Raw genomic sequence first — 23,293 nt, 5'->3', positions numbered from 1 at the left:
AACCAGCGGAGTGGGCCACCTCCCTCAGCCCGCCACCCGCAGCAGCAGCACCGAGCGCGCCGGCACCGTCAGCGGCCGCCCGGCCCGGTACCGGATCCCCGGCGCGGCCTCCTGATCCTCCCGCGAGGTGTCCAGGACGAGCTCGTACTCCCCGGCCCACGGCGGCCCGGGCAGCACCCACTCCACCGGCCGGTCCCCGGAGTGCAGCAGCGCGAGGAAGCTGTCGTCCGTCACCTGCCGGCCCCGCTCGTCGCGCCCCGGGATGTCCCGCCCCGACAGGTACAGCCCCACCGCCGCCGACGGCGCGTACCAGTCCCGCTCCGTCATCTCCGCCCCCGCCGGGGTGAACCAGGCCAGGTCCCGCAGCCCGTCCGCGCCCTGGGCCCGGCCCGAGAAGAACGCCCTGCGGCGCAGCACCGGATGCGACCGGCGCAGTGCCACCAGCCGCCGGGCCAGCGCGAACAGCCCCCTCCACGCCGGATCCTCCAGCAGTGACCAGTCCACCCAGCCGATCCCGTTGTCCTGGCAGTACGCGTTGTTGTTGCCGCCCTGGGTCCGCCCGAACTCGTCCCCCGCCACCAGCATCGGCACGCCCGTCGACAGCAGCAGCGTGGTCAGCAGGTTCCGCAGCTGCCGCCGCCGCAGCGCCGCGATCCGCGGATCGTCCGTCTCGCCCTCGGCCCCGCAGTTCCACGCACGGTTGTCGTCGGTGCCGTCCCGGTTGGCCTCGCCGTTGTCCTCGTTGTGCTTGCGCTCGTACGACACCAGGTCGCGCAGGGTGAAGCCGTCGTGCGCCGTCACGAAGTTCACCGAGGCGTACGGCCGCCGCCCGCCCCAGGCGTACAGGTCGCTCGACCCCGACAGCCGGTACCCCAGGTCCCGCACGTCGGGCAGCGCACCCCGCCAGAAGTCCCGCACGGCGTCCCGGTAGCGGTCGTTCCACTCCGTCCACAGCGGCGGGAACGCCCCCACCTGGTAGCCGCCCGAGCCCACGTCCCACGGCTCCGCGATCAGCTTGACCCGGCGCAGCACCGGGTCCTGGGCGATCACCGCGAGGAACGGCGACAGCATGTCCACGTCGTGCATGGAGCGGGCCAGCGCCGCCGCCAGGTCGAAGCGGAAGCCGTCCACCCCCATCTCCGTCACCCAGTACCGCAGCGAGTCGGTGATCAGCCGCAGCACGTGCGGCCGCCCGGCGTGCAGGGTGTTCCCGCAGCCCGTGTAGTCGGCGTAGCGGCGCTGGTCGGACTGGAGCCGGTAGTAGCCCCGGTTGTCCACCCCGCGCAGCGACAGGGTCGGGCCCAGCTCCCCGGCCTCCGCGGTGTGGTTGTAGACCACGTCGAGGATGACCTCGATCCCGGCCGCGTGCAGGGCCTTCACCATCCGCTTGAACTCGCCCACCTGCTCCCCGGCCGTCCCGCTGGCCGAGTACCCGGCGTGCGGGGCGAAGTAGCCCACCGAGTTGTAGCCCCAGTAGTTGCGCAGCCCCCGCCGCAGCAGGTGGTCCTCGTGCGCGAACTGGTGCACCGGCAGCAGCTCCACCGCCGTCACCCCCAGCCGCACCAGGTGCTCCACCGCCGCCGGGTGCGCCAGCCCCGCGTAGGTGCCGCGCAGCTCCTCGGGCACACCCGGATGGCGCATCGTGAACCCGCGCACGTGCAGCTCGTAGATGACCGAGTCGGCCCAGGGCGTCTTCGGCCGGACGTCGTCGGCCCAGTCGTCGTCATCGTGGACGACGACCCCCTTCGGCACGAACGGCGCCGAGTCCCGGTCGTCGCGCACGGTGTCCGCGATGTACTGCTGCGGCCAGTCCCGGACGTGCCCGTACACCTCGGGCGGCAGCGAGAAGTCCCCGTCCACGGCCCGCGCGTACGGGTCCAGCAGCAGCTTCGCCGGGTTGTACCGGGCCCCCGTCCAGGGGTCCCAGCGCCCGTGCACCCGGAACCCGTACCGCTGCCCGGGCCGCACGCCGGGCACGAACCCGTGCCAGATCTCGTGCGTCAGCTCGCCCAGGGTGCAGCGGGTCTCCGTGCCCAGGGCGTCGAACAGGCACAGCTCCACCGCCTCCGCGCCCGGCGCCCACAGCGCGAAGTTGGTGCCCGCCACCCCGTCGGGGCCCACGTGGAAGCGGGCGCCCAGCGGGTGCGAGGAACCGGGCCACACCGGCGGCCCCGGATGCGAGGCCGCCCGTAACACCCGCGCCTGGACCCGCTCCCGCACGGCGTCCATGTCCGGGCCGCCCCGCGGGGCGGCCACGGTGGGATCGCTGGCGGCGGTATCCACCGCCTCTTGCTCGGCTGCGCTCGACACTGCCCGCCTCCACGGCTCCTGGGTACCGGCGGGGGGAGTGCGGCCCGGCGTCCCGGCCAGGGCCCGCCCCCGTCTGGTCCTTCACACTGTTCTGCCCCCACTGCCGTACCCGGAACGTGTCCGGACCCCACGTTTCCCCCGGAGGGCCCCCGTCGTTGGACGGGGCGTGACACTTCTGACGAGGCGGGCAGGGGCGGGATGGGCCGCCGTGGCGGTGTGGGCGGTCCTGCTGGGCGGCCTCACCGGCTGCACCGGGGACGGCGGCTCCCCGGTCGAGGTGCAGCTGCCCGGCAAACCGCGCTCGCCCGACGAGGCCATCCGCATCACCCCCGACGACAACGCCAAGGGGGTCCCGGCCGACGGCCCGCTGCGGGTCAACGTCCCCGAGGGCCGGCTGGAGCGGGTCACGGTCACCAAGGTGGAGGACGCCCAGCAGGAGCAGGTCCCCGGCTCCATCGCCGCCGACGGGCTCAGCTGGAGCCCCGACCCGGAGGCGGGGCGCCTCGCGCTCGCCGCCAAGTACACCGTCGACGCCGTCGCCGTCGACGGGCACAACCGCCGCCAGGCCCGCCACACCACCTTCACCACCTACGTCCCCGAGGAGCGGTTCATCGGCTACTTCAAGCCCGAGAACCGCTCCACCGTCGGCACCGGCATGATCGTCTCCTTCAACTTCAGCCGGGCCGTCAAGAACCGCGCCGACGTCGAACGGGCCATCACCGTCACCTCCGACCCGGCCGTGCCCGTCGTCGGCCACTGGTTCGGCTCCGAGCGCCTGGACCTGCGGCCCAGGGAGTACTGGAAGCCCGGCACCCAGGTCACGGTGAACATGAAGCTCCGCGACGTCCAGGGCGCCCCGGGGGCCTACGGCATCCAGGACAAGACCATCAAGTTCACCATCGGCCGCTCCCAGGTCTCCACCGTCGACGCCGCCGCCCACACCATGGAGGTCCGCCGCGGCGGCGAGCTGCTGTCCACCATCCCCGTCAGCGCCGGCGCGCCGAAGAACACCACCTACAACGGCAAGATGGTGGTGATGGAGATGTTCGACGTCACCCGCATGAACGGCGCCACCGTCGGCTTCACCAGCGAGGACGGCAAGGGCGAGTACGACATCCCCGACGTCCCGCACGCCATCCGGCTCACCGCCTCCGGCACCTTCCTGCACGGGAACTACTGGGCCAGCCCCGAGACCTTCGGCACCACCAACACCAGCCACGGCTGCGTGGGCCTGCGCGACGACAAGGGCGGCGGCTCCGACACCCCGGCGGGCTGGTTCTTCGACCGGACGCTGATCGGGGACGTGGTGGAGGTCGTGAACTCCCAGGACAAGACCGTCGCCGCGAACAACGGACTGGGCGGCTGGAACATGTCCTGGGCCGACTGGGTCGCCGGCTCCGCCATCAGCTGACCCGCGCTGCAATCGAGTGATCGTCACACCGGAATGACGTAGCCGGGGAGTGTCTTCCGTCCGCCACGCCGGGCCCCGCCCGCAGCCTGGCAGGGCCATCAGCGCAGGCGATGGCCCGATTTCCTGGACGGAGCGTCATGTCAGCAAGCACCTGGACCCTCGGGCTGGCCGTGGGAGCCGTACTCGCGGCCACCGCCGGGGCCCCCTCGGCCCTGGCGGCCGGCCCCGGCCCCGGCCCCGGTACCGCCCCGCCGGCGGCCCGCGCCCTGAGGGCCCCGCTGCCCGGCGGCCTCGGTCCGTGCATCCCCGGAGGCACCGGACCGGGCCAGGGCTGCCCGCCCGTCTGGCCCGACCCCAACAACGGGCCCTTCACCGGCCGGGACAACGGCATCAACCTCTTCGTCGGCGGCGACATGCAGGTCCGCCGCGGGGCCGCCGAAGCCGAGGGCAAGGTCGTGGTCCTCGGCGACTTCGACATGAACAAGTCGGCCGGCGGCAGGGTCTACAACGTGGGCATCGCCGGCGTCGGCTCCCGGGTCCCCCCGGCGGACGGCTCGGACTTCCTGACCACCGGCGACGACATCACGGTCGCCTCCGGCCAGCGGCTCCTCGCCGACGGCGGCGTCGTCCGCTACGCGGGCACCCTCACCGGCACGGTCACCGGCACCCCCGTCCACGACGCGAACGCCGCCGCCCCCTACACCGCCCTGCGCGGCCGGCTCGGCGCCGCGAGCACCTGCTACGCCTACCCCCAGGGCGCCCCGCGCACCGCCACCGGCCGGGCCGTCTGGAGTGCGCAGGGGACGGCCTTCACCGGTGACGGCGTCTCCATGCTCCAGGTCTTCAACGTGGACTTCGACCTCGCGGGCCCCGGCACCGCCCAGCAGAGCGTCAGCTTCTCGGGCATCCCGGCCGGCGCCACCGTCCTCGTCAACGTCACCGGCGCCGCCCGCACGCTGCGCGTCAACAACGTCATGCTGCCGCCCGGGCTGCGCGAGCGGCTGCTGTGGAACTTCCCCGACGCCACGGCCGTCGGTATCGCCGGCTCGGCCCAGCTCGGCGGCAGCGTGCTGATCGGCAAGGACGCCTCCCTGGCGACCGTCTCCGTCATCGGCATGAACGGACGCTTCTTCACCGCCGGCAGCGTCGTCCACACCAGCCCGACCGAGACCACCGGCCTCGGCGCCGAGTTCCACGCCTACCCCTTCGACGGCGACCTGCCCGAATGCGCCCCCACCCCGCCGGTCACCGGACGCGTCTCCGTGCTGAAGACCGACGAGGAGGGCCGCCCCCTGCCCGGGGCCCGCTTCGAGCTGTGGCGCGAGACCAACGGCGTGGCGGGCCTCCAGACCGACGGCGCGAACGCCGACACCAAGGTGACCGACTGCACCACCCCCGCCGACGGCACCTGCACCCGCGAGGAGGAGCTCGGCACCTACTACTGGCGCGAGACGGCCGCGCCCAGCGGGTACGAACTGCCCGCGAACCCGGTCTCCACGCTGGTCCTGACGCGGGAGAACGCCGAGCGGGGGGTGAGCGTCACCGCCCCGAACCGCCGCACGACGCCCCCCGAGCCCAGCGCCAAGGTGGTGCTGCACAAGGTCGACCTGGAGAGCGGCGAGCCCGTCCCCGGCGGCCGCTTCGAGCTGTGGCGCGAGACCAACGGGGTCCCGGACCTCCAGACGGGCGGCCAGGACCCCGACACCCGGCTCGACGGCACCTGCGTGACGGACACCCAGGGCAGCTGCACCGTGGAACTGCCCGTCGGCGAGCGCTACTACTGGCGTGAGGTCGGCGTCCCCGACGGCTACGAGCGCCCCGCCGACCCGGTCACCGCCTTCGACCTGGACGAGGCCGCCGTCGTCGACGGTGCCGTCGTCACCGTCCGCAACGAGCGCAAGGACGTGGAGCACCCCGGCTCCATCAAGGTCGTCAAGAAGGACGCCAAGACCCGCAAGCCCCTGGCCGGCGGCGTGTTCCAGCTGTGGAAGGAGGCCAACAACACCGAGGGCCTGCAGACCGGGGGCCAGTACCCCGACGAGCGCGTCGGTGAGCCCTGCACCACCGGCGGCAACGGGGCCTGCACGTTCGACCGGCTCGACCCGGGCTCGTACTACGTCCTGGAGACGGCGGCCCCCGACGGCTACGCCCTGCCCGCCGACCGGGTCACCGGCCCGCTGAAGGTGGACGGCGCCGCGGGCCGGGAGATCGTGGCCCTGGTCTTCAACAAGCGGGACAAGCACGGCAAGCCGGACCACGACAAGCCGGGCCACGAGGGCCACGAGGGCCACGACAAGCCGGGCCACGAGGAGCACGGCGAGCACGACGGTCCCCACGGGCCGGGCCACGACAAGCCCGGCCACGACGGGCACGGCCTGCCGGGCCTCGGCGGCGACTGGACCGCGACCCGCGGCCGGAGCTGACGCACCGACGGCCGGTGCGCCCCCGCGCACCGGCCGTCCGCAGGTCCGGGGCCCGCCCGCCGTGACGGCGGTTGGGACGGAACGGTGACATGACCGTGCCTATTCGTAATCCCCCCATGTGATTTCCTGGCGGCAAGCGCGCGACTGTCCGTGCGCGGGGGACATGGGGAGAACACGAGTGAACCTGCAGCCGATACGCGGCCGCGTCCGCACCGGCCTGCCGGCCCTGCTGCTGGGCGCGGCCCTTCTGCTCACCACGGCGTGCAGCAACGGCGGCGGCGACGCCGCGGGCGGCGGCGGTGGCGGCAACGGGAAGTCCGGCGGCGGCAACGCGGCCAAGGCCAACACCGAGGCCTCGAAGGCCGTGGTCAGCGTCAAGCCGGACGACGGGGCCAAGGAGGTCGCCACCAACGGCGTCCTGAAGATCTCCAGCACCGGCGGCAAGCTGACCACGGTCACGGTCGCCGACACGAAGGGCAACGCGGTCGAGGGCAAGCTGACCCCCGACGGCACCGGCTGGGAGCCCGCCCGCAACCTGGCCTCCGCCACCGAGTACAAGGTGCACGCGGTCGCCAAGGACGAGGCCGGCCGGGAGTCCGCCAAGGACACCACCTTCACCACCCTCACCCCGCAGAACACCTTCGTCGGCCACTACACGCCCGAGGACGGCTCGACCGTCGGCGTGGGCATGCCGGTGTCGATCAACTTCACCCGCGGCATCACCAACACCGAGGCCGTGGAGAAGGCCATCACGGTCACGGCCGAGCCCTCCGTCCCGATCGAGGGCCACTGGTTCGGCAACGACCGCCTCGACTTCCGCCCCGAGAAGTACTGGGCCGCCGGCACCAAGGTCACCGTGAAGCTCGCCCTCGACGGCGTCGAGGGCCGCCCCGGGGTCTACGGCAAGCAGACCCGTACGGTCACCTTCACCGTCGGCCGCTCGCAGGTCACCACCGTCGACGCGAGCGCGCACACGATGCAGGTCGTCCGTGACGGCCAGGTCCTCAAGGACATCCCGATCACCGCGGGCGCCCCGGCGACGACCACCTACAACGGGCAGATGGTCATCAGCGAGAAGTACAAGGTGACCCGGATGAACGGCGCCACCGTCGGCTTCGGCGGCGAGTACGACATCTCGGACGTCCCGCACGCCATGCGCCTGTCGAACTCCGGCACCTTCGTCCACGGCAACTACTGGGCCCCCTCCAGCACCTTCGGCTCGGAGAACGTCAGCCACGGCTGCGTCGGCCTGGAGGACGAGCGCGGTGCCGGGGACCCCAACACCCCCGCCGCCTGGTTCTTCAACGAGTCCCTCATCGGCGACGTGGTGATCGTGAAGAACTCCAAGGACAAGCAGATCGCCCCGGACAACGGCCTCAACGGCTGGAACATGGACTGGGCGGAGTGGAAGAAGTAGACGGATCGCCCCGCTGATCCGGTGGCCCGGTGGCTGTGACCCACAGCACCGGGCCACTTCGCGTGCAGCGCCCTTCCGGGGGAGACCCCCGGACCCCCGGCCGCTAACCTCCCCCGTATGACCATCTCTCTCGAAGTCTCCGAAGGCGTCGGCACCATCCGCCTGGACCGCCCGCCCATGAACGCCCTGGACATCGCCACCCAGGACCGGCTGCGCGAGCTCGCCGTGGAGGCGACCGACCGCGCCGACGTGCGCGCCGTCGTCATCTACGGCGGGGAGAAGGTGTTCGCGGCCGGCGCGGACATCAAGGAGATGCAGACCATGGACCACGCGGCGATGATCGCCCGGTCCCGCGGGCTGCAGGACGCCTTCACGGCCGTGGCCCGGATCCCCAAGCCGGTCGTCGCCGCCATCACCGGCTACGCGCTCGGCGGCGGCTGCGAGCTCGCGCTCTGCGCCGACTACCGGATCGCCGCCGACAACGCCAAGCTCGGCCAGCCCGAGATCCTGCTCGGCCTGATCCCCGGCGCGGGCGGCACCCAGCGGCTGTCCCGGCTGGTCGGCCCCTCCCGGGCCAAGGACCTCATCTTCACGGGCCGGATGGTCAAGGCCGACGAGGCGCTCACCCTGGGCCTCGTGGACCGGGTCGTGCCCGCCGCCGAGGTGTACGAGCAGGCGCACGCCTGGGCTTCGAAGCTCGCCCAGGGCCCGGCGATCGCCCTGCGCGCGGCGAAGGAGTGCGTGGACGCCGGCCTGGAGGCCGACATCGACACCGGTCTGGCCATCGAACGCAACTGGTTCGCCGGGCTGTTCGCCACGGAGGACCGCGAGCGCGGCATGCGCAGCTTCGTCGAAGAGGGCCCGGGCAAGGCGAAGTTCGTCTAGGCGCGGTCGGACGGGTGAACCCCTGCGGGTGGTTTAGCGGGGCCTTAAGCCAGCCTTAAGGCGAAACGGTTGATCAACGCAGGGTGATCGCTTCCCCTCGCACCGTCACCGCAGGTCAACGCGGGCCGGTGGGCATCCGGTTGCCCCTCGCATATGCCCGTGCGCCCTACTGGAATCCTCGATTCCGGGGGGCGTATTCCCGTGGAACGGCCCGGCCGGGCGCGGCGGCCCTCCATGATGGGTGCATGGCGGGCCTGGAGGGTGTGGAACAGCCGCGGCAGCGCGGGAGCGCTATGGCCGTACGGCTCACGGTGGCGGTCGAGGACGAGCAGGGCCTCACGGCGCTGGAGTCGTACGGCAACCCGGCGGAGGCGGAGGTGACCCTGCCCTCCATGCCGGAGTCCGCGAGCACGGCCCGCCGGCTCACCCAGGGCGTGGTGGTGCGCTACTGGGGCCTGTCGCCGCAGATCGCCGAGCACGCCGTCCTGCTGGTCTCCGAGCTCGTCGGCAACGCCGTGCGCCACACCGGGGCCCGTTCCTTCGGCTTACGGATGCTGCGCCGCCGCGGCTGGATCCGCGTGGAGGTGCGCGACCCCTCGCGGGGGCTGCCCTGTCTGATGCCGGTGCACGAGCTGGACACCACCGGCCGGGGCCTCTTCCTCGTCGACAAGCTGTCCGACCGCTGGGGTGCCGACCTGCTGCCGCGCGGCAAGATCACCTGGTTCGAGATGCGGGTGGCGGACCGCTGACCCCCCCCCGGAACGCCAGAAACCCCCTGTCGCCGAGGTGGGGCGCTGCGGGGGTTTCGTGGGCGCCGAGGACCGGTGGGGTGTGTGGTCCTCGGCGGGTGGGCTTCGCTCGGGTCAATGGGAAGCCGTGATTCCGACTATGACAGACGAGGGCCCAAATGCCAAAAGTCCCTACTCGGACATAAGTGGGCATATCCTAAGAGTTTTCATCTAAATCTTAGGTGAGGTGGGCCACTGGCCTCGCAATCCATGAATGACTATCCACCGCTCCGCGTAATTCATTGATCGTATACCGGACGGCCACCTCCTCGGCCGCCACTTCCGAACGTCCCAAACTGGGTCAATCAATACCTTCAGGGGCGTTCGCCACTTAAATGGGCAGGTGCTCTGTTATCCAGACCGCCGAACCGCCCTGCGCGCCACGGCGGCGGTCGCCGCCGGTGCCCTCACCGCGGCCTGCGGCACGGGCGGCGCCCCCTCGGCTCCCCGGCCCGTCCAGGCCGCCCCCGCCCGGCCCGACGCGGCCCGGCCCGACGCCGCCAAACCCGCCCCGGCGGCAGCCCCCGCCCCACGCCGCTTCCCGGGGCAGCCCGTCGAGATCGCGCACGGCCCGCGCGACCGGCCGAAGGTCGCACTCACCTTCCACGGCAACGGCGACCCCGCCACCGCCCGCGCCGTGCTCGCCGAAGCCGAGAAGGCCGGCGCGCACGTCACCGTCCTGGCCATCGGCACCTGGCTCGACGACCACCCCGACATGGCCCGCCGGATCCTCGACGGCGGCCACGAGCTCGGCAACCACACCCACCACCACCTCGCGATCAACTCCCTGCCCGAGGCGGAGGCCTACGCCGAGATCACCGGCTGCGCCCAGCGCCTCAAGCGCCTCACCGGCTCCATCGGCACCTGGTTCCGCCCCTCGCAGACCCAGAACGCCACCCCCCTCGTCCAGAAGCTGGCCCAGCGGGCCGGCTACCCGCACGTCCTCTCGTACGACGTGGACTCCCTCGACTTCACCTCGCCCGGCGCCGCGACCGTCATCAGCAACGTCACCGGGACCATCCACGGCGGATCGGTGGTGAGCCTGCACTTCGGCTACGCGGACACGGTCGACGCGATGCCGCCCCTCCTCGAAGAACTCGCGCGCCGCAAGCTGCGCGCGGTGACCACCACGGAGCTGCTGACCCCATGACGACCACCCGCCTTCCCCGGAAGGCCACCGCGCTGCTGGCCGGTCTGGTCCTCGCCGCCCTGGCCGGCTGCGGATCGGCCGACAAGTCGCCCGCCGAGGCGCTCGGCTCCAAGGGGCCCGCCAACCCCGTCAAAGCCGTGCCCGCCGTGCCGCCGGGGCTGGCCGGGATGCCCCCGGTGCTCGACCCGGCCGACGTGTACGCGGCGGACCGGCCGAACCAGCTCTCCCCGGTGGTCAAGAACTTCCCGTCGCGCGTCTACGTGCCGAACACCAACTCCAACACGGTGTCCGTCATCGACCCGGCCACCTACAAGGTCATCGACACCATCCCGGTCGGCGTCCAGCCGCAGCACGTGGTGCCCTCCTGGGACATGAAGACCCTGTGGGTCAACAACAACCGCGGCCACACCCTCACCCCCATCAACCCCGCCACCGGCGAGGCGGGCGAGCCGGTCGAGGTCCACGACCCGTACAACCTCTACTTCACCCCCAACGGCAAGTACGCCGTCGTGATGGCCTCCATGGACCGCGAGCTGGTCTTCCGCGACCCGCACACCATGAACCGGGTCAAGACCGTCCCCGTGACCTGCTTCGGCGTCAACCACGCCGACTTCTCCCTCGACGGCCGCTACTTCATCGTCAGCTGCGAGTTCTCCGGGGAGCTGCTCAAGGTCGACACCGAGAAGATGGAGGTCATCGGGCAGCAGAAGCTCCCCTTCGAGGGCGCGATGCCGCAGGACGTGAAGATCTCGCCCGACGGGAAGACCTTCTACGTCGCCGACATGATGGCGCACGGCATGTGGGTGCTCAGCGGCGACAAGTTCGACGTCCCCAAGCTGCTGCCCACCGGCAAGGGCTGCCACGGCCTCTACATCAGCCGCGACTCCCGCGAGATGTACGTCTCCAACCGTGGCGAGGGCAGCATCTCGGTCTTCGACTTCAAGAAGAACGCGCTCACCAAGAAGTGGGAGCTGCCCGAAGGCGGCAGCCCCGACATGGGCGGGGTCTCGGCCGACGGCAAGGTGCTCTGGCTGTCCGGCCGCTACAACTCCGAGGTCTACGCCATCGACACCACCACCGGCAAGGAGCTCGCGAAGATCCCCGTCGGCAGCGGCCCCCACGGCCTGGCCGTCTACCCCCAGCCCGGCCGCTACTCGCTCGGCCACACCGGCATCTTCCGCTAGGGCCGCCCGCCCGCACGGGAACGCGACCGCGTCCCGGGAGCCCGCCCGCGGCTCCCGGGACCCGTGGGCGGGGGCCGCCCCCGGTGCGGCTACCCTGAGCCGGTCAACAAGCACCAGGAAGGGGTGGCCCCATGGCGGACATCGACAAGGCCCGCGAGACGTTCGACCGGTTCGACGAGAACGGCGACGGCGTCATCACGGCCGACGAGTACAGCGCGGCCATGAAGGCGATGGGGGACCACTTCGTCACCCCCGCGATCGCCGACGCGATCATCGCGGCGAAGGACCTCAACGGCGACAAGCTGCTGAGCTTCGACGAGTTCTGGGCCGACCTGAACAAGTAAGGCCCCGCCGAACGGGCGCCGCGCCCGCCTCCGTCCCGCCCGCCGGGGCGGGGGCGCGTCAGGCCCCGCTCGGACCCTTCATGTCCTCGACCTCGGCGAGGGCCTCCTCCAGCCAGCCGAGCCAGAAGCCCTCCAGGGCGATCCCCCCGTGCAGCACGAGCCGGCGCAGCCGGTCCGGGTCGGCGTTCCGCCCCGCCGGGAAGTCCTTCGCCTCGATGGCCTCGTACTCCGCGAGCTGGGCCCGGTGCAGCTCCAGGTGCCGCCGCAGCTCCGCACCCAGCCCCTGCGGCCCCACCACGGCCGCCGCCCGGATCCGCAGCAGCAGCGCGTCCCGCATCGGCTTGGGGTCCTGCCGCTCGTCCACCCACCGGGCCAGCTCCGCGCTGCCGTCGGGCAGCACCTCGTACTCCTTCTTCTGCCCCCGCACGGGCGCCTCGCTGGGCAGCGCCCGGATCAGCCCGGCCTCCTCCAGCCGCCCCAGCTCCCGGTAGATCTGCTGGTGCGTCGCCGACCAGAAGTACCCGATCGACTTGTCGAACCGCCGCGTCAGCTCCAGCCCCGACGAGGGCTTCTCCAACAACGCGGTGAGAATGGCATGAGGCAGCGACATGCCGCCATGTTAGGTGTGGGCAATCGTCCCGCAGGGCGGGACGGGTGGGCACACCGGGACAACCCCGCCCCGCGGCTCCGACCCCGCCCGGCCCCGGCACGGCCTCCGCTCAGCCCAGCGCCCCCAGCTCCTCGGGCGTACGCGGCCCCGGAACCCCGTCCGGCAGCATCCCCTTGGCCCGCAGGAACGCCCCCACCACCGGCGCCCACGCCACCCGCAGCCCGGCGGACGCCAGCAGCTCCGGATCCGACAGCAGCCCGGCGGCGGCCCCCACCCGAACCCCGGAGGGCGTGAGCACAGCCGCGTCGTCCGCCCACCGGACCGCCAGGTCCACATCGTGGGTCGCCATCACCACCGTCGTGCCCGCCGCCCGCAGCCCCGCCAGGACGTCCAGCAGCCGCTCCTGCCCGTCCGGGTCGAGCCCGGCCGTCGGCTCGTCCAGGATCAGCACCCGCGGCGCCATCGCCACCGCGCCCGCGATCGCCGCCCGCTTGCGCTGCCCGTACGACAGCAGGTGCGTCGGCCGGTCGCGCAGCGCGGTGATGTCCAGGGCCGCCAGCGCGGAGTCCACCCGTGCGCGGACCTCCGCCTCCGCCAGCCCCAGGTTCATCGGGCCGAAGGACACGTCCTGCTCCACGGAGGCCGCGAACAGCTGGTCGTCGGGGTCCTGCACCACCAGCTGGACGGTGGTGCGCAGCCGCGTCAGCCCCCGCCGGTCGTACGCCACCTCCGTACCCTCCAGCCGCAGCGCCCCCGACGCGGGCCGCAGGCCCCCGCTCAGCAGCCGCATCAGTGTGGTCTTGCCGCTGCCGTTGCGGCCCAGCAGCACCAGCGCCCGCCCCTCGGCGATCGCGAAGTCCACGCCCGACAGCACGGCCGGCCCGTCCTCGTACGCGTACCCCGCGCCGACCAGCTCCACCAACGGGGTCACAGCCCCAGCTCCTTCAGTACGAGGGTCCCCGCGACCAGGGCGGTCAGGAGGGCGGCGGCGGCCGCCAGGAACCGCCGGGACAGCCGCGCCGGCGGGACCAGCACCCGCAGCGCGCCGTCGTAGCCGCGCCCCGCGAGCCCCTCCTGGAGCCGGGCGGCGCGGTCGAAGGCCCGGACGAACGAGGTCGCCGCGAGCCCGGCCACCGAACGCCAGGCGGCGGCCCGCCCGGCCTGCCCGAGCCGGGCCGCCTGGGCCCGGCGGACCTGCGCGAGGGAGTCCAGCAGCAGGAAGCCGATCCGGTACATGACCAGGGCCACGTCCACCACCGGCGCCGGCACCCCGGCCCGGACCAGCCGGGGCAGCACGTCGGAGACGGGCGTGGTGAAGGCGAACAGCAGCACCCCCAGCGAGGCGGCCGAGGTGCGCAGCAGCAGGTCCAGCGCGTGTCGGGGCCCGTCCGGGGCCGGCGCGAGGAACCCGTCCGGGCCGCCCACCGACACCAGCAGCGGCAGCGCGCCCGTGACGCAGAACCCGAGCGGGACCCGGAAGGCCCGCCACAGCTGCCGCCCGGACACCCCGGCGGGCCCCAGCAGCACCGCCAGGGTCGCGGCGGCCACCAGCGGCCCGCCGGGCCACGGGGGCAGGGACACGGCGGTGACGGTCAGCCCGAACCCGAGCAGGGCCTTCTCCAGCGGATGGCGGCCCCGCCAGCGGCTGGAGTGCGCCGCGACGTCGATGGGCAGCACCGGCTACGGCTCCCGCGCGGGCTCGGCGGGGGCCTGCGGTGCCCCGGCTCCGGCCGCCGCTTCGGCGAGGGCCTGCGCGGCGCCCTGCCGGCGGCCCCGGCGGACCCCGAAGTAGTACGCGAGCACGCCCGCGCCCAGCGCCGCCTGGAGGGCGAACAGCGCGGACTCGATCTCGCCCGACGGGGGCTCGTACAGCGGGGAGAACCAGGGCTCGTAGTCCGGCTTCAGCTCGGTGATGGCCGACTCCGCCTGGGCGTCGGCGCCCGCGAAGGGCTCCTCCTTGCCCTCGCCGAGCCCCAGCGCGAGCGGGAGTACGGCCAGGGCCGCCACCAGGAGCAGCAGCAGGGTGTTGATCTTGCCGTTCCTGCTCATCAGGCCGCCGCCCCCTCGGTCCGCTTCGCCCCGGTCAGCTTGGCGACGCCGAGCCGGACCAGGTCGGACTTGCTGGACTGCATCAGCAGCCGCATCACGAGCACGGTCAGCAGCCCCTCGCTGACGGCGAGCGGGATCTGGGTGAGGGCGAAGATGCCGGCGAACTTCTCCAGGGAGCCCAGGAAGCCGCTGGCCGGGTCCGGGAAGGCGAGGGCCAGCTGGACCGAGGTCACGCAGTAGGTGACCAGGTCGGCGAAGAAGGCGCCGAAGAAGACGGTGACCATCAGCGGAGCGCCGGACCTGCGCAGCAGCCGGTAGACCGCGTACCCGGCCCACGGGCCGGCGATGGCCATGGAGAAGACGTTGGCGCCCAGGGTGGTGAGGCCGCCGTGCGCCAGCAGCAGGGCCTGGAACAGCAGGGTGATCGTGCCGAGCACCGCCATGATGGGCGGCCGGAAGAGGATGGCGCCGAGCCCGGTCCCGGTGGGGTGAGAGCAACTGCCCGTCACCGAGGGGATCTTCAGGGCGGACAGGACGAACGTGAACGCACCGGACGCGCCGAGGAGCAGTGTGCTCTCGGGGTGGGACTTCACCTCGCGGGTCAGGGCGCGGACCCCGTGGACGACGAACGGGGCGGACGCGGCGCCCCAGGCGGCCGCGTGCAGCGGGGGCAGGAACCCCTCGGCTATGTGCATGAGTTGGGAGACCTCTCCAGCACCTCGTGGATGGACGTGAGCGCCCCGGCCGGTCTCCTGGCTGACGGGTACTGCCGCCCTGGCTCCGCCTTCCCGGGTCCGTGCGGTCTCCCGCGCGGTCCCAGTGGCTCCCGCGAGGGGTGGAGCTGGACTTCCCGATCACAGTGGCGAGGGCCGCACCGGTTTTCCACCGGTTTCCCGAACACCAAGGCCAGCTGACCCTAGTCGCCCGCACGGACCGGTATCAACCCGGACCGATCCGGCCGATCGGATGGCTGGATTCCGTTTCGCCCCCCGGACGGGCCCCGAGCGCTGGCGGGGCCGGCGGCCGGCCCGCAGGGTGGGGGCGTGGCCACCTACGACTACTCCGACCTGTCCGCCGTCTACGTCAACTGCACCCTCAAGCGCTCGCCGGAGACCAGCAACACCGAGGGGCTGATCTCGCGGAGCCGCGCCGTCATGGAAGCGGCCGGCGCCCGGACCTCGCTGATCCGCGCCGTCGACCACGACATCGCCACCGGCGTCTGGCCGGACATGACCGACCACGGCTGGGAGAGCGACCAGTGGCCGGTGCTCTACAGCCAGATCATGGACGCCGACATCCTGGTCCTCTGCGGCCCCATCTGGCTCGGCGACAACAGCTCGGTGATGAAGCGGGTCATCGAGCGGCTCTACTCCTGCTCCTCGCTGCTGAACGAGCACGGCCAGTACGCCTACTACGGGCGGGTCGGCGGCGCGCTGATCACCGGCAACGAGGACGGCGTCAAACACTGCGCCATGAACGTCCTCTACAGCCTCCAGCACCTGGGCTACGCCATCCCGCCCCAGGCGGACGCCGGCTGGATCGGCGAGGCCGGGCCCGGCCCCTCGTACCTGGACCCGGGCTCCGGCGGTCCCGAGAACGACTTCACCAACCGCAACACGGCGTTCATGTCCTGGAACCTGATGCACCTCGCGGCGCTCCTCAAGCGCGCCGGGGGCGTCCCCGCCCACGGCAACCAGCGCTCCGAGTGGGACGCCGGCTGCCGTTTCGACTTCCCGAACCCGGAACACCGCTAGGGCGGGTCCTCAGCAGGTGTTCGGGTGGGCGACGTCCACCACGAGCCGCTCGGGCGCGTGCAGGACGGAGGTGGTGTAGGCGGGCTGGGTGTCGAAGGCGGCGCCGAAGGTCACGTACCCCTCGTAGTCGCCGGTCAGGGCGATGCCCTTGAGCTTGCTGAGGTTGATCTGCTGGAGCTTGGGGCCCTGGTAGACGTTGTTGCCCGCGTCGTCGTGGCCGGCGGCCGGGTGCAGGCGGATCTCCAGGAAGTACTTGCCCGGCAGCGGGACCGGCTTGCCGGACCCGTCGTAGACCAGCTGGGAGACGGGAGTGACGGTGAACGGGGGCACGGAGCCCTGGAGGTCGATCACGATCCGGTCGTACGTGCAGTGACCGCCCCAGCGGGCGTTGACGACGAGCGGGGTCGTGGAGCGGACGGCGGCCGGGGCGGCCGCCGAGGCCGGTGCGGCGAGCGCGAGCCCTGCGGTCAGCAGGGCACCCGTGGCCAGGGCCACGATCCGGCGGCGGTGCGGGAGGTGACGCATGGCGTCCCCCGATCCTCTGAGACGGGGAATGACTGTCATCCGGTATGACATTCCCGGGGGCCCCGTGGTTGCACGGGGCGGCCCGCGCGCTCCGGAAGGCTCAGAAGGTCAGCAGGGCGCTCAGCTCGGCGTCCAGGTCGTAGTGGCGGTGCTCCTGCCCGCGCGGGACCAGCTCGGTCATCCGCCGGCACAGCCCGCGCAGGTCCTTGGCCCGCGCGGAGACCACGCAGCCCCGCTCGCCGTTGCTCAGGGCCAGCAGCACGCGGGGCTCGGTGCCGCTCCAGCGCGGCCACACCTGTATGTCGCCCTCCCCGGTGGCGCAGGTCTGCCCGTCGATCAGCAGCTCCCGCGAGAACACCCAGCGGGCGATCCGGACCCCGGCGCCCCGGAACTCCACGGCGACCTCGTAGGGCCGGTCCGTGCGGTAGACGAAGACGCCCTCCAGGGGGACCGGCAGCGGTGCGGCCTCCAGCCGCAGCGGCAGGACACGGTGTTCGGTGATGGCCATGGCGGCTGCCTCTCTTCGCGGGGTAACAGCGCCCCCCGAAGCACGCTAGTGCACGGACCGCCCGCTGCCCGGGGGCCGAAGGTCCCGACCCGGGCGGGCCGTGGGACCCCTCTTCGCCCACGCGCGGAGGGGCCCGGCGCACCCGCGCCGGGCCCCTCGTCACGCTGCGCCGATCAGGTCAGCACTCGATGACGTTGACCGCGAGACCGCCGCGCGCGGTCTCCTTGTACTTGACCTTCATGTCGGCGCCGGTCTCCTTCATGGTCTTGATGACCTTGTCCAGGGAGACCTTGTGGCTGCCGTCGCCGCGCATCGCCATCCGCGCCGCCGTGACGGCCTTGACGGCCGCCATGCCGTTGCGCTCGATGCACGGGATCTGCACCAGACCGCCGACCGGGTCGCAGGTCAGGCCCAGGTTGTGCTCCATGCCGATCTCGGCCGCGTTCTCCACCTGCTCCGGGGAGCCGCCCAGCACCTCGGCCAGGGCGCCCGCCGCCATGGAGCAGGCCGAGCCGACCTCGCCCTGGCAGCCGACCTCGGCGCCCGAGATGGAGGCGTTCTCCTTGAACAGCATGCCGATGGCGCCGGCGGCCAGCAGGAAGCGCACCACGCCGTCCTCGTCCGCGCCCGGGACGAAGTTCACGTAGTAGTGCAGGACGGCCGGCAGGACGCCCGCGGCGCCGTTGGTGGGCGCGGTGACGACCCGGCCGCCGGCCGCGTTCTCCTCGTTCACGGCCATCGCGTAGATCGTCGTCCACTCGCTGCGGTGCAGCAGCGGGTCGCCCTCGGTGCGCAGCTGGCGGGCGGTGGAGGCGGCCCGGCGCTTGACGCGCAGCCCGCCCGGGAGGATGCCCTCGCGGGACATGCCGCGCGAGACGCAGGACTGCATGACCCGCCAGATCTCCAGGAGGCCCTCGCGGATCTCCTCCTCGGTGCGCCAGGCCTTCTCGTTCTCCATCATCAGGGAGGAGATCGACAGGCCGGTCTCGTTCGCGAGGCGCAGCATCTCGTCACCGGAGCGGAAGGGGTACTTCAGCACGGTGTCGTCGAGCTTGATCCGGTCCTCGCCGACCGCGTCCTCGTCCACGACGAAGCCGCCGCCGACCGAGTAGTAGGTCTTCTCCAGCAGCGGGGCGCCGGAGGCGTCGTAGGCGAAGAGGGTCATGCCGTTGGCGTGGTAGGGCAGCGAGCGGCGGCGGTGCAGGATCAGCTGGCTGGGCTCGTCGAAGTCGATCTCGTGGACGCTCCCTATCTCGGTCCCGAGCAGCCGCAGCCTGCGGGTCCGGCGGATGCGCTCCACCTCGTCGTCGGCGGTCTCCACGTCCACCGTGCGCGGGGAGTGGCCCTCCAGACCGAGCAGGACCGCCTTGGGGGTGCCGTGGCCGTGGCCGGTGGCGCCGAGGGAGCCGAACAGCTCCGCGCGGACGGAGGCGGTCTGGGCGAGGACGCCGTCCTTCTTCAGGCGGGACACGAACATGCGCGCCGCGCGCATCGGGCCGACCGTGTGGGAGGAGGAGGGGCCGATACCGATGGAGAAGAGGTCGAAGACGGAGATGGCCACTGGCGGACTCCCTTGTCGGCTCGTGGGGTGGAGAGAGGGCAGGGGTGTGGTGGAGCGGGGTGGTGCGCGGGGGATCTGCGGATTTTGTCCGGCAGACGAGCGTAACGCGTGGAGATGAACGTTTCTGCTCGCGGAAGGGTCCGGCGGACGTGAGTCAGCTCGCGTTCCGGTGCCCGGCGGGGGAGGAGGCCGGGGGAGAAGACAGGAAGGGGCCCGGCCCTGTGCGGAACAAGGCCGGGCCCCTCCTGGCCCGTGACTACAGCGACGGGTAGAGCGGGAACTTCGCGGCGAGCGCGGAGACGCGCGCCTTGAGGTCGTCCGCGTCGTAGCTCGGCTTCAGCGCCTGCGCGATGATCTCGGCGACCTCGGTGAAGGCCTCGGCGTCGAAACCGCGGGTCGCCAGGGCCGGCGTACCGATCCGCAGACCCGAGGTGACCATCGGGGGACGCGGGTCGTTCGGGATGGCGTTGCGGTTGACCGTGATCCCGACCTCGTGGAGGCGGTCCTCGGCCTGCTGGCCGTCCAGCTCCGAGTTGCGCAGGTCGACCAGGACCAGGTGCACGTCGGTGCCGCCGGTGAGGACGTCCACGCCCACGGCCTTGACGTCGTCCTGGACCAGGCGGGCGGCGAGGATCTTCGCGCCCTCCAGGGTCCGCTCCTGGCGCTCCTTGAACTCGGGCGAGGCCGCGACCTTGAAGGAGACGGCCTTGGCCGCGATCACGTGCTCCAGCGGACCGCCCTGCTGGCCGGGGAAGACCGCGGAGTTGATCTTCTTGGCCAGCTCCTGCGTCGACAGGATGACACCGCCGCGCGGACCGCCGAGGGTCTTGTGCGTGGTGGTGGTGACGACGTGGGCGTGCGGCACCGGGTTCGGGTGCAGGCCCGCGGCGACCAGGCCCGCGAAGTGCGCCATGTCGACCATCAGGTACGCGCCGACCTCGTCCGCGATCCGGCGGAAGGCGGCGAAGTCCAGCTGGCGCGGGTAGGCGGACCAGCCGGCGACGATCAGCTGCGGCTTGGACTCCTTGGCGAGGCGCTCGACCTCGGCCATGTCGACCTGGCCGGACTCGTCGACGTGGTACGGGACCACGTTGTAGAGCTTGCCGGAGAAGTTGATCTTCATGCCGTGGGTCAGGTGACCGCCGTGGGCCAGGTTCAGGCCCATGATCGTGTCGCCCGGCTTCAGCAGCGCGAACATCGCGGCGGCGTTGGCCTGCGCACCGGAGTGCGGCTGGACGTTCGCGGCCTCGGCGCCGAACAGCGCCTTGATGCGGTCGATCGCGATCTGCTCGACCACGTCGACGTGCTCGCAGCCGCCGTAGTAGCGGCGGCCGGGGTAGCCCTCGGCGTACTTGTTGGTCAGGACCGAGCCCTGGGCCTCCATGACGGCGACCGGAGCGAAGTTCTCCGACGCGATCATTTCCAGGGTCGACTGCTGGCGTACGAGCTCGGCGTCGACGGCGGCGGCGACGTCGGGGTCGAGCTCGTGGAGGGGGGTGTTCAGAACGGACATCAGGATCCCCTGGGGTGTCAGTTACCGGAGGTGAGGGCGGTGTACTCGTCGAAGGAGAGCGCGTCCTTGGGCTCCTCCGACAGCTTCACCTTGAACAGCCAGCCACCCTCGAACGGGGCGGAGTTCACCAGCGCCGGGTCGTCCACGACATCCTGGTTGAACTCGACGATCTCACCGGAGACGGGGGAGTACAGGTCGCTGACCGACTTGGTCGACTCCAGCTCGCCACAGGTCTCGCCCTCGGTGACCGTCTCGCCGACCTCGGGGAGCTGGGCGTAGACGACGTCACCGAGTGCGTCGGCGGCGAAGGCCGTGATGCCGACCGTCGCGACGCCGTCGACGGCGTCCGACAGCCACTCGTGCTCCTTGGTGTAACGCAGCTGCTGGGGGTTGCTCATGACCTGATTCTCCTGGATGCGGTGCGGTGGATACGAACGGTGGTCTTGCGTGCCGGGGGGTGGCCGCCGGCGAGGGGTCCCGGGGACCCGAGGGTCACTTCTGCCGCTTGTAGAACGGCAGGGCGACGACCTCGTACGGCTCATGCGTACCGCGAATGTCCACGCCGACCCCGGAGGTGCCGGGCGCGGCGTGCTCCGCGTCCACGTACGCCATGGCGATCGGCTTGCCCAGCGTCGGCGACGGGGCGCCCGAGGTGACCTCGCCGATCACCTTGCCGCCCGCGACCACGGAGAACCCGGCGCGCGGGACGCGGCGGCCCTCGGCGATCAGACCGACCAGCTTGCGCGGGGCCTTGGTGGCGGCGCGCTCGGCGGCGGCCTCCAGGGCGGCGCGGCCGACGAAGTCGCCCTCCTTCTCGAACTTCACGACCCGGCCCAGCCCGGCGTCGAAGGGCGTGAGGGAGGTGGTGAGCTCGTGCCCGTACAGCGGCATGCCCGCCTCCAGGCGCAGGGTGTCGCGGCAGGACAGGCCGGCCGGGACCAGGCCGACGCCCTCGCCCGCCTTGGTCAGCGCCTGCCACAGCTCCACGGCGTGCTCGGGGGAGACGAACAGCTCGAAGCCGTCCTCGCCGGTGTAGCCGGTGCGGGCGATCAGCGCGGGCACGCCCGCGACGGTGCCCGGCAGGCCCGCGTAGTACTTCAGGCCGTCCAGGTCGGCGTCGGTCAGCGAGGCGAGGATGCCGGGGGACTCCGGACCCTGGACGGCGATCAGCGCGTACGCGTCACGGTCGTCACGGACCTCGGTGTCGAAGCCGGCGGCGCGCTCGGTCAGCGCGTCCAGCACCACCTGGGCGTTGGAGGCGTTGGCGACGACCATGTACTCGGTCTCGCCGAGGCGGTAGACGATCAGGTCGTCGAGGATCCCGCCGTCCTCCTGGCAGATGTGCGTGTAGCGGGCGCGGCCGACGCCGACGGTGGAGATGTTGCCCACGAGGGCGTAGTCCAGCGCCTTGACGGCCTCCGGGCCGGTCAGGGTGATCTCGCCCATGTGGGACAGGTCGAACAGGCCGGCCTTGGTGCGTACGGCGTTGTGCTCGTCGCGCTCACTGGCGTAGCGCAGCGGCATGTCCCAGCCCGCGAAGTCGGTCATGGTCGCACCGAGCGAACGGTGCAGCGCGTCGAGCGCGGTCAGGCGGGGGGCAGTGCTCATGGGTGTGGCTCCCGGGTCCCAGGGCATGACATGACGAGGACGATCCTCCCCATCTGTCATCGGAACCTGAGAGGTTCGCCGGGAGTTCCCACGGGGGAACGCCGACTTGCACCTTGGGTGGAGCTGGCGGACAGCTCGCTTTTCAGATCTGCCTCATCCACGCGGTACGGGGCCTGAGAGATTCAAGGGAGGTACTTGCTCCTTCGGCGCCCGGGCACGGCCTCGCGGCCAGCCGGGACTCTCCCGCGCGGATTCAAGCGGCCGGTATGCAGTTGGTGTCCAGATGGCGCACATCATTGCACGGGTCGGGCGGAAGCGGGCAGTGGGGCCCGGAAGAACGCATGCGGCGCCCGTGCCGCCCGCTCCCGCCGGTGTCCCGGCCACCGGACGACCGGCCCGGAACCGACCCGCCGGGATTACCGTCTCTTTACATTCAGCGGGCATGGGGCCCTCGCGGCCCGACTCGGGGGGAGACGATCACGGTGCGGAGATTCGGAGTGGCGACCAGTACGGGAACGGTGGATGAGGTCCGGGCGCGGCCCCTCGCGTCCCGCACCGCCCCCGCCGCCGGCACGGTCCGCGACCTGCGCGGACGGGTGGCGCGCGGCCCCCGGCGGCTGAGCTTCCGCGTGGGGGACATCGTGGTCGTGTCCGGTCTCCCGGGAGGCGGCAAGACCACCCTGATCAAGCGGGCCGCGCCGGGCGGGGGCATCGACTCCCAGGACGTCCGCGAGCGCTGGGAGGGCCGGATGCCGGACGCGCTGCCGTACGCGGTGTACCGCCCGCTGGTCCGCGCGTCCCACTACTGGACGCTCTGGCGCGAGCTGCGCTCCGGCGCCTCTCTGGTCGTCCACGACTGCGGCACCCAGAGCTGGGTCCGGGCCCTCCTGGCGGCCTCCGCCCGGCGCCGGGGGCGCCGCCTCCACCTGCTCCTGCTGGACGCCACCCCGCAGGAGGCCCTCGACGGCCAGGAGTCCCGCGGCCGCGGGGTCTCGGCGTACGCCTTCGCCCGCCACCGCGCGGCGGTGACCCGCCTCCTCTCGGCGGCCGAATCGGGCCACTCCCCCCGCGGCTGCGCCTCGACCACCCTCCTGGACCGCCCGGCGGCCACGGCCCTGACGGAAATCACCTTCACGCCCTGACCCGCCGCCCCGGGTGCCGCTGCGCGGGGCGAGGTCCCCTACCCGCCCTTCCGCCGTTCCCCGGGCGCTGCCCGGACCCGCGCCTCAAGCGCCGGCGGGGCTGATATCAGC

Annotated in this window: 22 protein-coding genes and 2 riboswitches; of the genes, 10 read left to right on the top strand and 12 right to left on the bottom strand. The window is 72.4% G+C overall.

What is annotated here, in order from left to right:
• Positions 1–24: 24 nt before the first annotated feature.
• On the bottom strand, positions 25–2,310 hold the full coding sequence (glgX, locus tag ACFVXK_RS14260; RefSeq protein ID WP_389611800.1) for a glycogen debranching protein GlgX: 2,286 nt from the start codon (positions 2,308–2,310) through the stop codon (positions 25–27).
• 208 nt (positions 2,311–2,518) lie between these two features.
• Between glgX and ACFVXK_RS14255 the strand changes: the two genes are divergently transcribed.
• From ACFVXK_RS14255 to ACFVXK_RS14220, 8 genes are all read left to right on the top strand, one after another.
• Positions 2,519–3,721 (top strand): Ig-like domain-containing protein, encoded by a 1,203-nt coding sequence (locus ACFVXK_RS14255; protein ID WP_389611799.1) that lies wholly within the window; start codon positions 2,519–2,521, stop codon positions 3,719–3,721.
• 137 nt (positions 3,722–3,858) lie between these two features.
• Positions 3,859–6,144: a choice-of-anchor A family protein gene (locus tag ACFVXK_RS14250; RefSeq protein WP_389611798.1), complete on the top strand. Its 2,286-nt coding sequence runs from the start codon at positions 3,859–3,861 to the stop codon at positions 6,142–6,144.
• Positions 6,145–6,307: 163 nt separating this feature from the next.
• Positions 6,308–7,561: an Ig-like domain-containing protein gene (locus tag ACFVXK_RS14245; protein ID WP_389611797.1), complete on the top strand. Its 1,254-nt coding sequence runs from the start codon at positions 6,308–6,310 to the stop codon at positions 7,559–7,561.
• Between the two features lie 117 nt (positions 7,562–7,678).
• Complete coding sequence (locus ACFVXK_RS14240; RefSeq protein WP_389611796.1) at positions 7,679–8,446, top strand: enoyl-CoA hydratase/isomerase family protein; 768 nt, start codon at positions 7,679–7,681, stop codon at positions 8,444–8,446.
• 140 nt (positions 8,447–8,586) lie between these two features.
• Positions 8,587–9,195: an ATP-binding protein gene (locus ACFVXK_RS14235; protein WP_389611795.1), complete on the top strand. Its 609-nt coding sequence runs from the start codon at positions 8,587–8,589 to the stop codon at positions 9,193–9,195.
• A 382-nt stretch (positions 9,196–9,577) separates the two neighbouring features.
• Complete coding sequence (locus ACFVXK_RS14230) at positions 9,578–10,384, top strand: polysaccharide deacetylase family protein (RefSeq protein WP_389611794.1); 807 nt, start codon at positions 9,578–9,580, stop codon at positions 10,382–10,384.
• Entirely contained in the window at positions 10,381–11,568 is a 1,188-nt protein-coding gene (locus tag ACFVXK_RS14225; protein ID WP_389611793.1) for a YncE family protein, read from the top strand. Before ACFVXK_RS14230 ends, ACFVXK_RS14225 begins: the two co-directional genes overlap by 4 nt.
• Before the next feature lie 131 nt (positions 11,569–11,699).
• Positions 11,700–11,912: an EF-hand domain-containing protein gene (locus tag ACFVXK_RS14220; RefSeq protein ID WP_385531704.1), complete on the top strand. Its 213-nt coding sequence runs from the start codon at positions 11,700–11,702 to the stop codon at positions 11,910–11,912.
• Positions 11,913–11,970: 58 nt separating this feature from the next.
• Here the strand turns inward: ACFVXK_RS14220 and ACFVXK_RS14215 are convergent, their stop codons facing one another.
• From ACFVXK_RS14215 to ACFVXK_RS14195, 5 genes are all read right to left on the bottom strand, one after another.
• Complete coding sequence (locus ACFVXK_RS14215; RefSeq protein WP_389611791.1) at positions 11,971–12,522, bottom strand: PadR family transcriptional regulator; 552 nt, start codon at positions 12,520–12,522, stop codon at positions 11,971–11,973.
• 109 nt (positions 12,523–12,631) lie between these two features.
• A complete protein-coding gene (locus tag ACFVXK_RS14210; RefSeq protein WP_389611790.1) occupies positions 12,632–13,453 on the bottom strand; it encodes an ATP-binding cassette domain-containing protein in 822 nt (273 codons plus the stop codon).
• A complete protein-coding gene (gene cbiQ / locus ACFVXK_RS14205) occupies positions 13,450–14,199 on the bottom strand; it encodes a cobalt ECF transporter T component CbiQ (protein WP_389611789.1) in 750 nt (249 codons plus the stop codon). The genes ACFVXK_RS14210 and cbiQ overlap by 4 nt, the downstream gene beginning before the upstream one ends.
• 3 nt (positions 14,200–14,202) lie before the next feature.
• On the bottom strand, positions 14,203–14,571 hold the full coding sequence (locus ACFVXK_RS14200; RefSeq protein WP_389611788.1) for an energy-coupling factor ABC transporter substrate-binding protein: 369 nt from the start codon (positions 14,569–14,571) through the stop codon (positions 14,203–14,205).
• Positions 14,571–15,266: an energy-coupling factor ABC transporter permease gene (locus ACFVXK_RS14195; RefSeq protein WP_389611787.1), complete on the bottom strand. Its 696-nt coding sequence runs from the start codon at positions 15,264–15,266 to the stop codon at positions 14,571–14,573. The genes ACFVXK_RS14200 and ACFVXK_RS14195 overlap by 1 nt, the downstream gene beginning before the upstream one ends.
• A 29-nt stretch (positions 15,267–15,295) precedes the next feature.
• A riboswitch (cobalamin riboswitch) is annotated at positions 15,296–15,491 on the bottom strand.
• Positions 15,492–15,614: 123 nt separating this feature from the next.
• Here ACFVXK_RS14195 and ACFVXK_RS14190 point away from each other — a divergent pair.
• A complete protein-coding gene (locus ACFVXK_RS14190) occupies positions 15,615–16,325 on the top strand; it encodes a flavodoxin family protein (RefSeq protein ID WP_389611786.1) in 711 nt (236 codons plus the stop codon).
• Between the two features lie 9 nt (positions 16,326–16,334).
• Here the strand turns inward: ACFVXK_RS14190 and ACFVXK_RS14185 are convergent, their stop codons facing one another.
• The 6 genes from ACFVXK_RS14185 to gcvT all read right to left on the bottom strand — a co-directional run bounded on the left by ACFVXK_RS14185 (position 16,335) and on the right by gcvT (position 22,040).
• Positions 16,335–16,850 carry a hypothetical protein gene (locus ACFVXK_RS14185; protein WP_389611785.1) on the bottom strand — a complete coding sequence of 172 codons (516 nt, stop codon included), beginning with the start codon at positions 16,848–16,850 and terminating at the stop codon, positions 16,335–16,337.
• A 100-nt stretch (positions 16,851–16,950) separates the two neighbouring features.
• Positions 16,951–17,358 carry an SsgA family sporulation/cell division regulator gene (locus ACFVXK_RS14180; protein ID WP_389611784.1) on the bottom strand — a complete coding sequence of 136 codons (408 nt, stop codon included), beginning with the start codon at positions 17,356–17,358 and terminating at the stop codon, positions 16,951–16,953.
• 178 nt (positions 17,359–17,536) lie between these two features.
• Complete coding sequence (locus ACFVXK_RS14175) at positions 17,537–18,919, bottom strand: L-serine ammonia-lyase (RefSeq protein ID WP_389611783.1); 1,383 nt, start codon at positions 18,917–18,919, stop codon at positions 17,537–17,539.
• 256 nt (positions 18,920–19,175) lie between these two features.
• Positions 19,176–20,432 (bottom strand): serine hydroxymethyltransferase, encoded by a 1,257-nt coding sequence (gene glyA, locus ACFVXK_RS14170; RefSeq protein ID WP_389611782.1) that lies wholly within the window; start codon positions 20,430–20,432, stop codon positions 19,176–19,178.
• Positions 20,433–20,449: 17 nt separating this feature from the next.
• Positions 20,450–20,830: a glycine cleavage system protein GcvH gene (gcvH, locus tag ACFVXK_RS14165; protein WP_389611781.1), complete on the bottom strand. Its 381-nt coding sequence runs from the start codon at positions 20,828–20,830 to the stop codon at positions 20,450–20,452.
• Between the two features lie 94 nt (positions 20,831–20,924).
• A complete protein-coding gene (gene gcvT, locus ACFVXK_RS14160) occupies positions 20,925–22,040 on the bottom strand; it encodes a glycine cleavage system aminomethyltransferase GcvT (protein WP_389611780.1) in 1,116 nt (371 codons plus the stop codon).
• 152 nt (positions 22,041–22,192) lie between these two features.
• Positions 22,193–22,296: riboswitch (glycine riboswitch) on the bottom strand.
• Between the two features lie 241 nt (positions 22,297–22,537).
• Here gcvT and ACFVXK_RS14155 point away from each other — a divergent pair.
• Positions 22,538–23,182 carry an AAA family ATPase gene (locus ACFVXK_RS14155; RefSeq protein ID WP_389611779.1) on the top strand — a complete coding sequence of 215 codons (645 nt, stop codon included), beginning with the start codon at positions 22,538–22,540 and terminating at the stop codon, positions 23,180–23,182.
• Positions 23,183–23,293: the final 111 nt, after the last annotated feature.

Origin of the sequence: Streptomyces sp. NPDC058157, from assembly GCF_042884105.1 — a bacterium.
Lineage (GTDB): Bacteria > Actinomycetota > Actinomycetes > Streptomycetales > Streptomycetaceae > Streptomyces.
The sequence above is the reverse complement of the archived record's forward strand: the minus strand, read 5'-3'. Positions and strand labels throughout refer to the sequence as shown.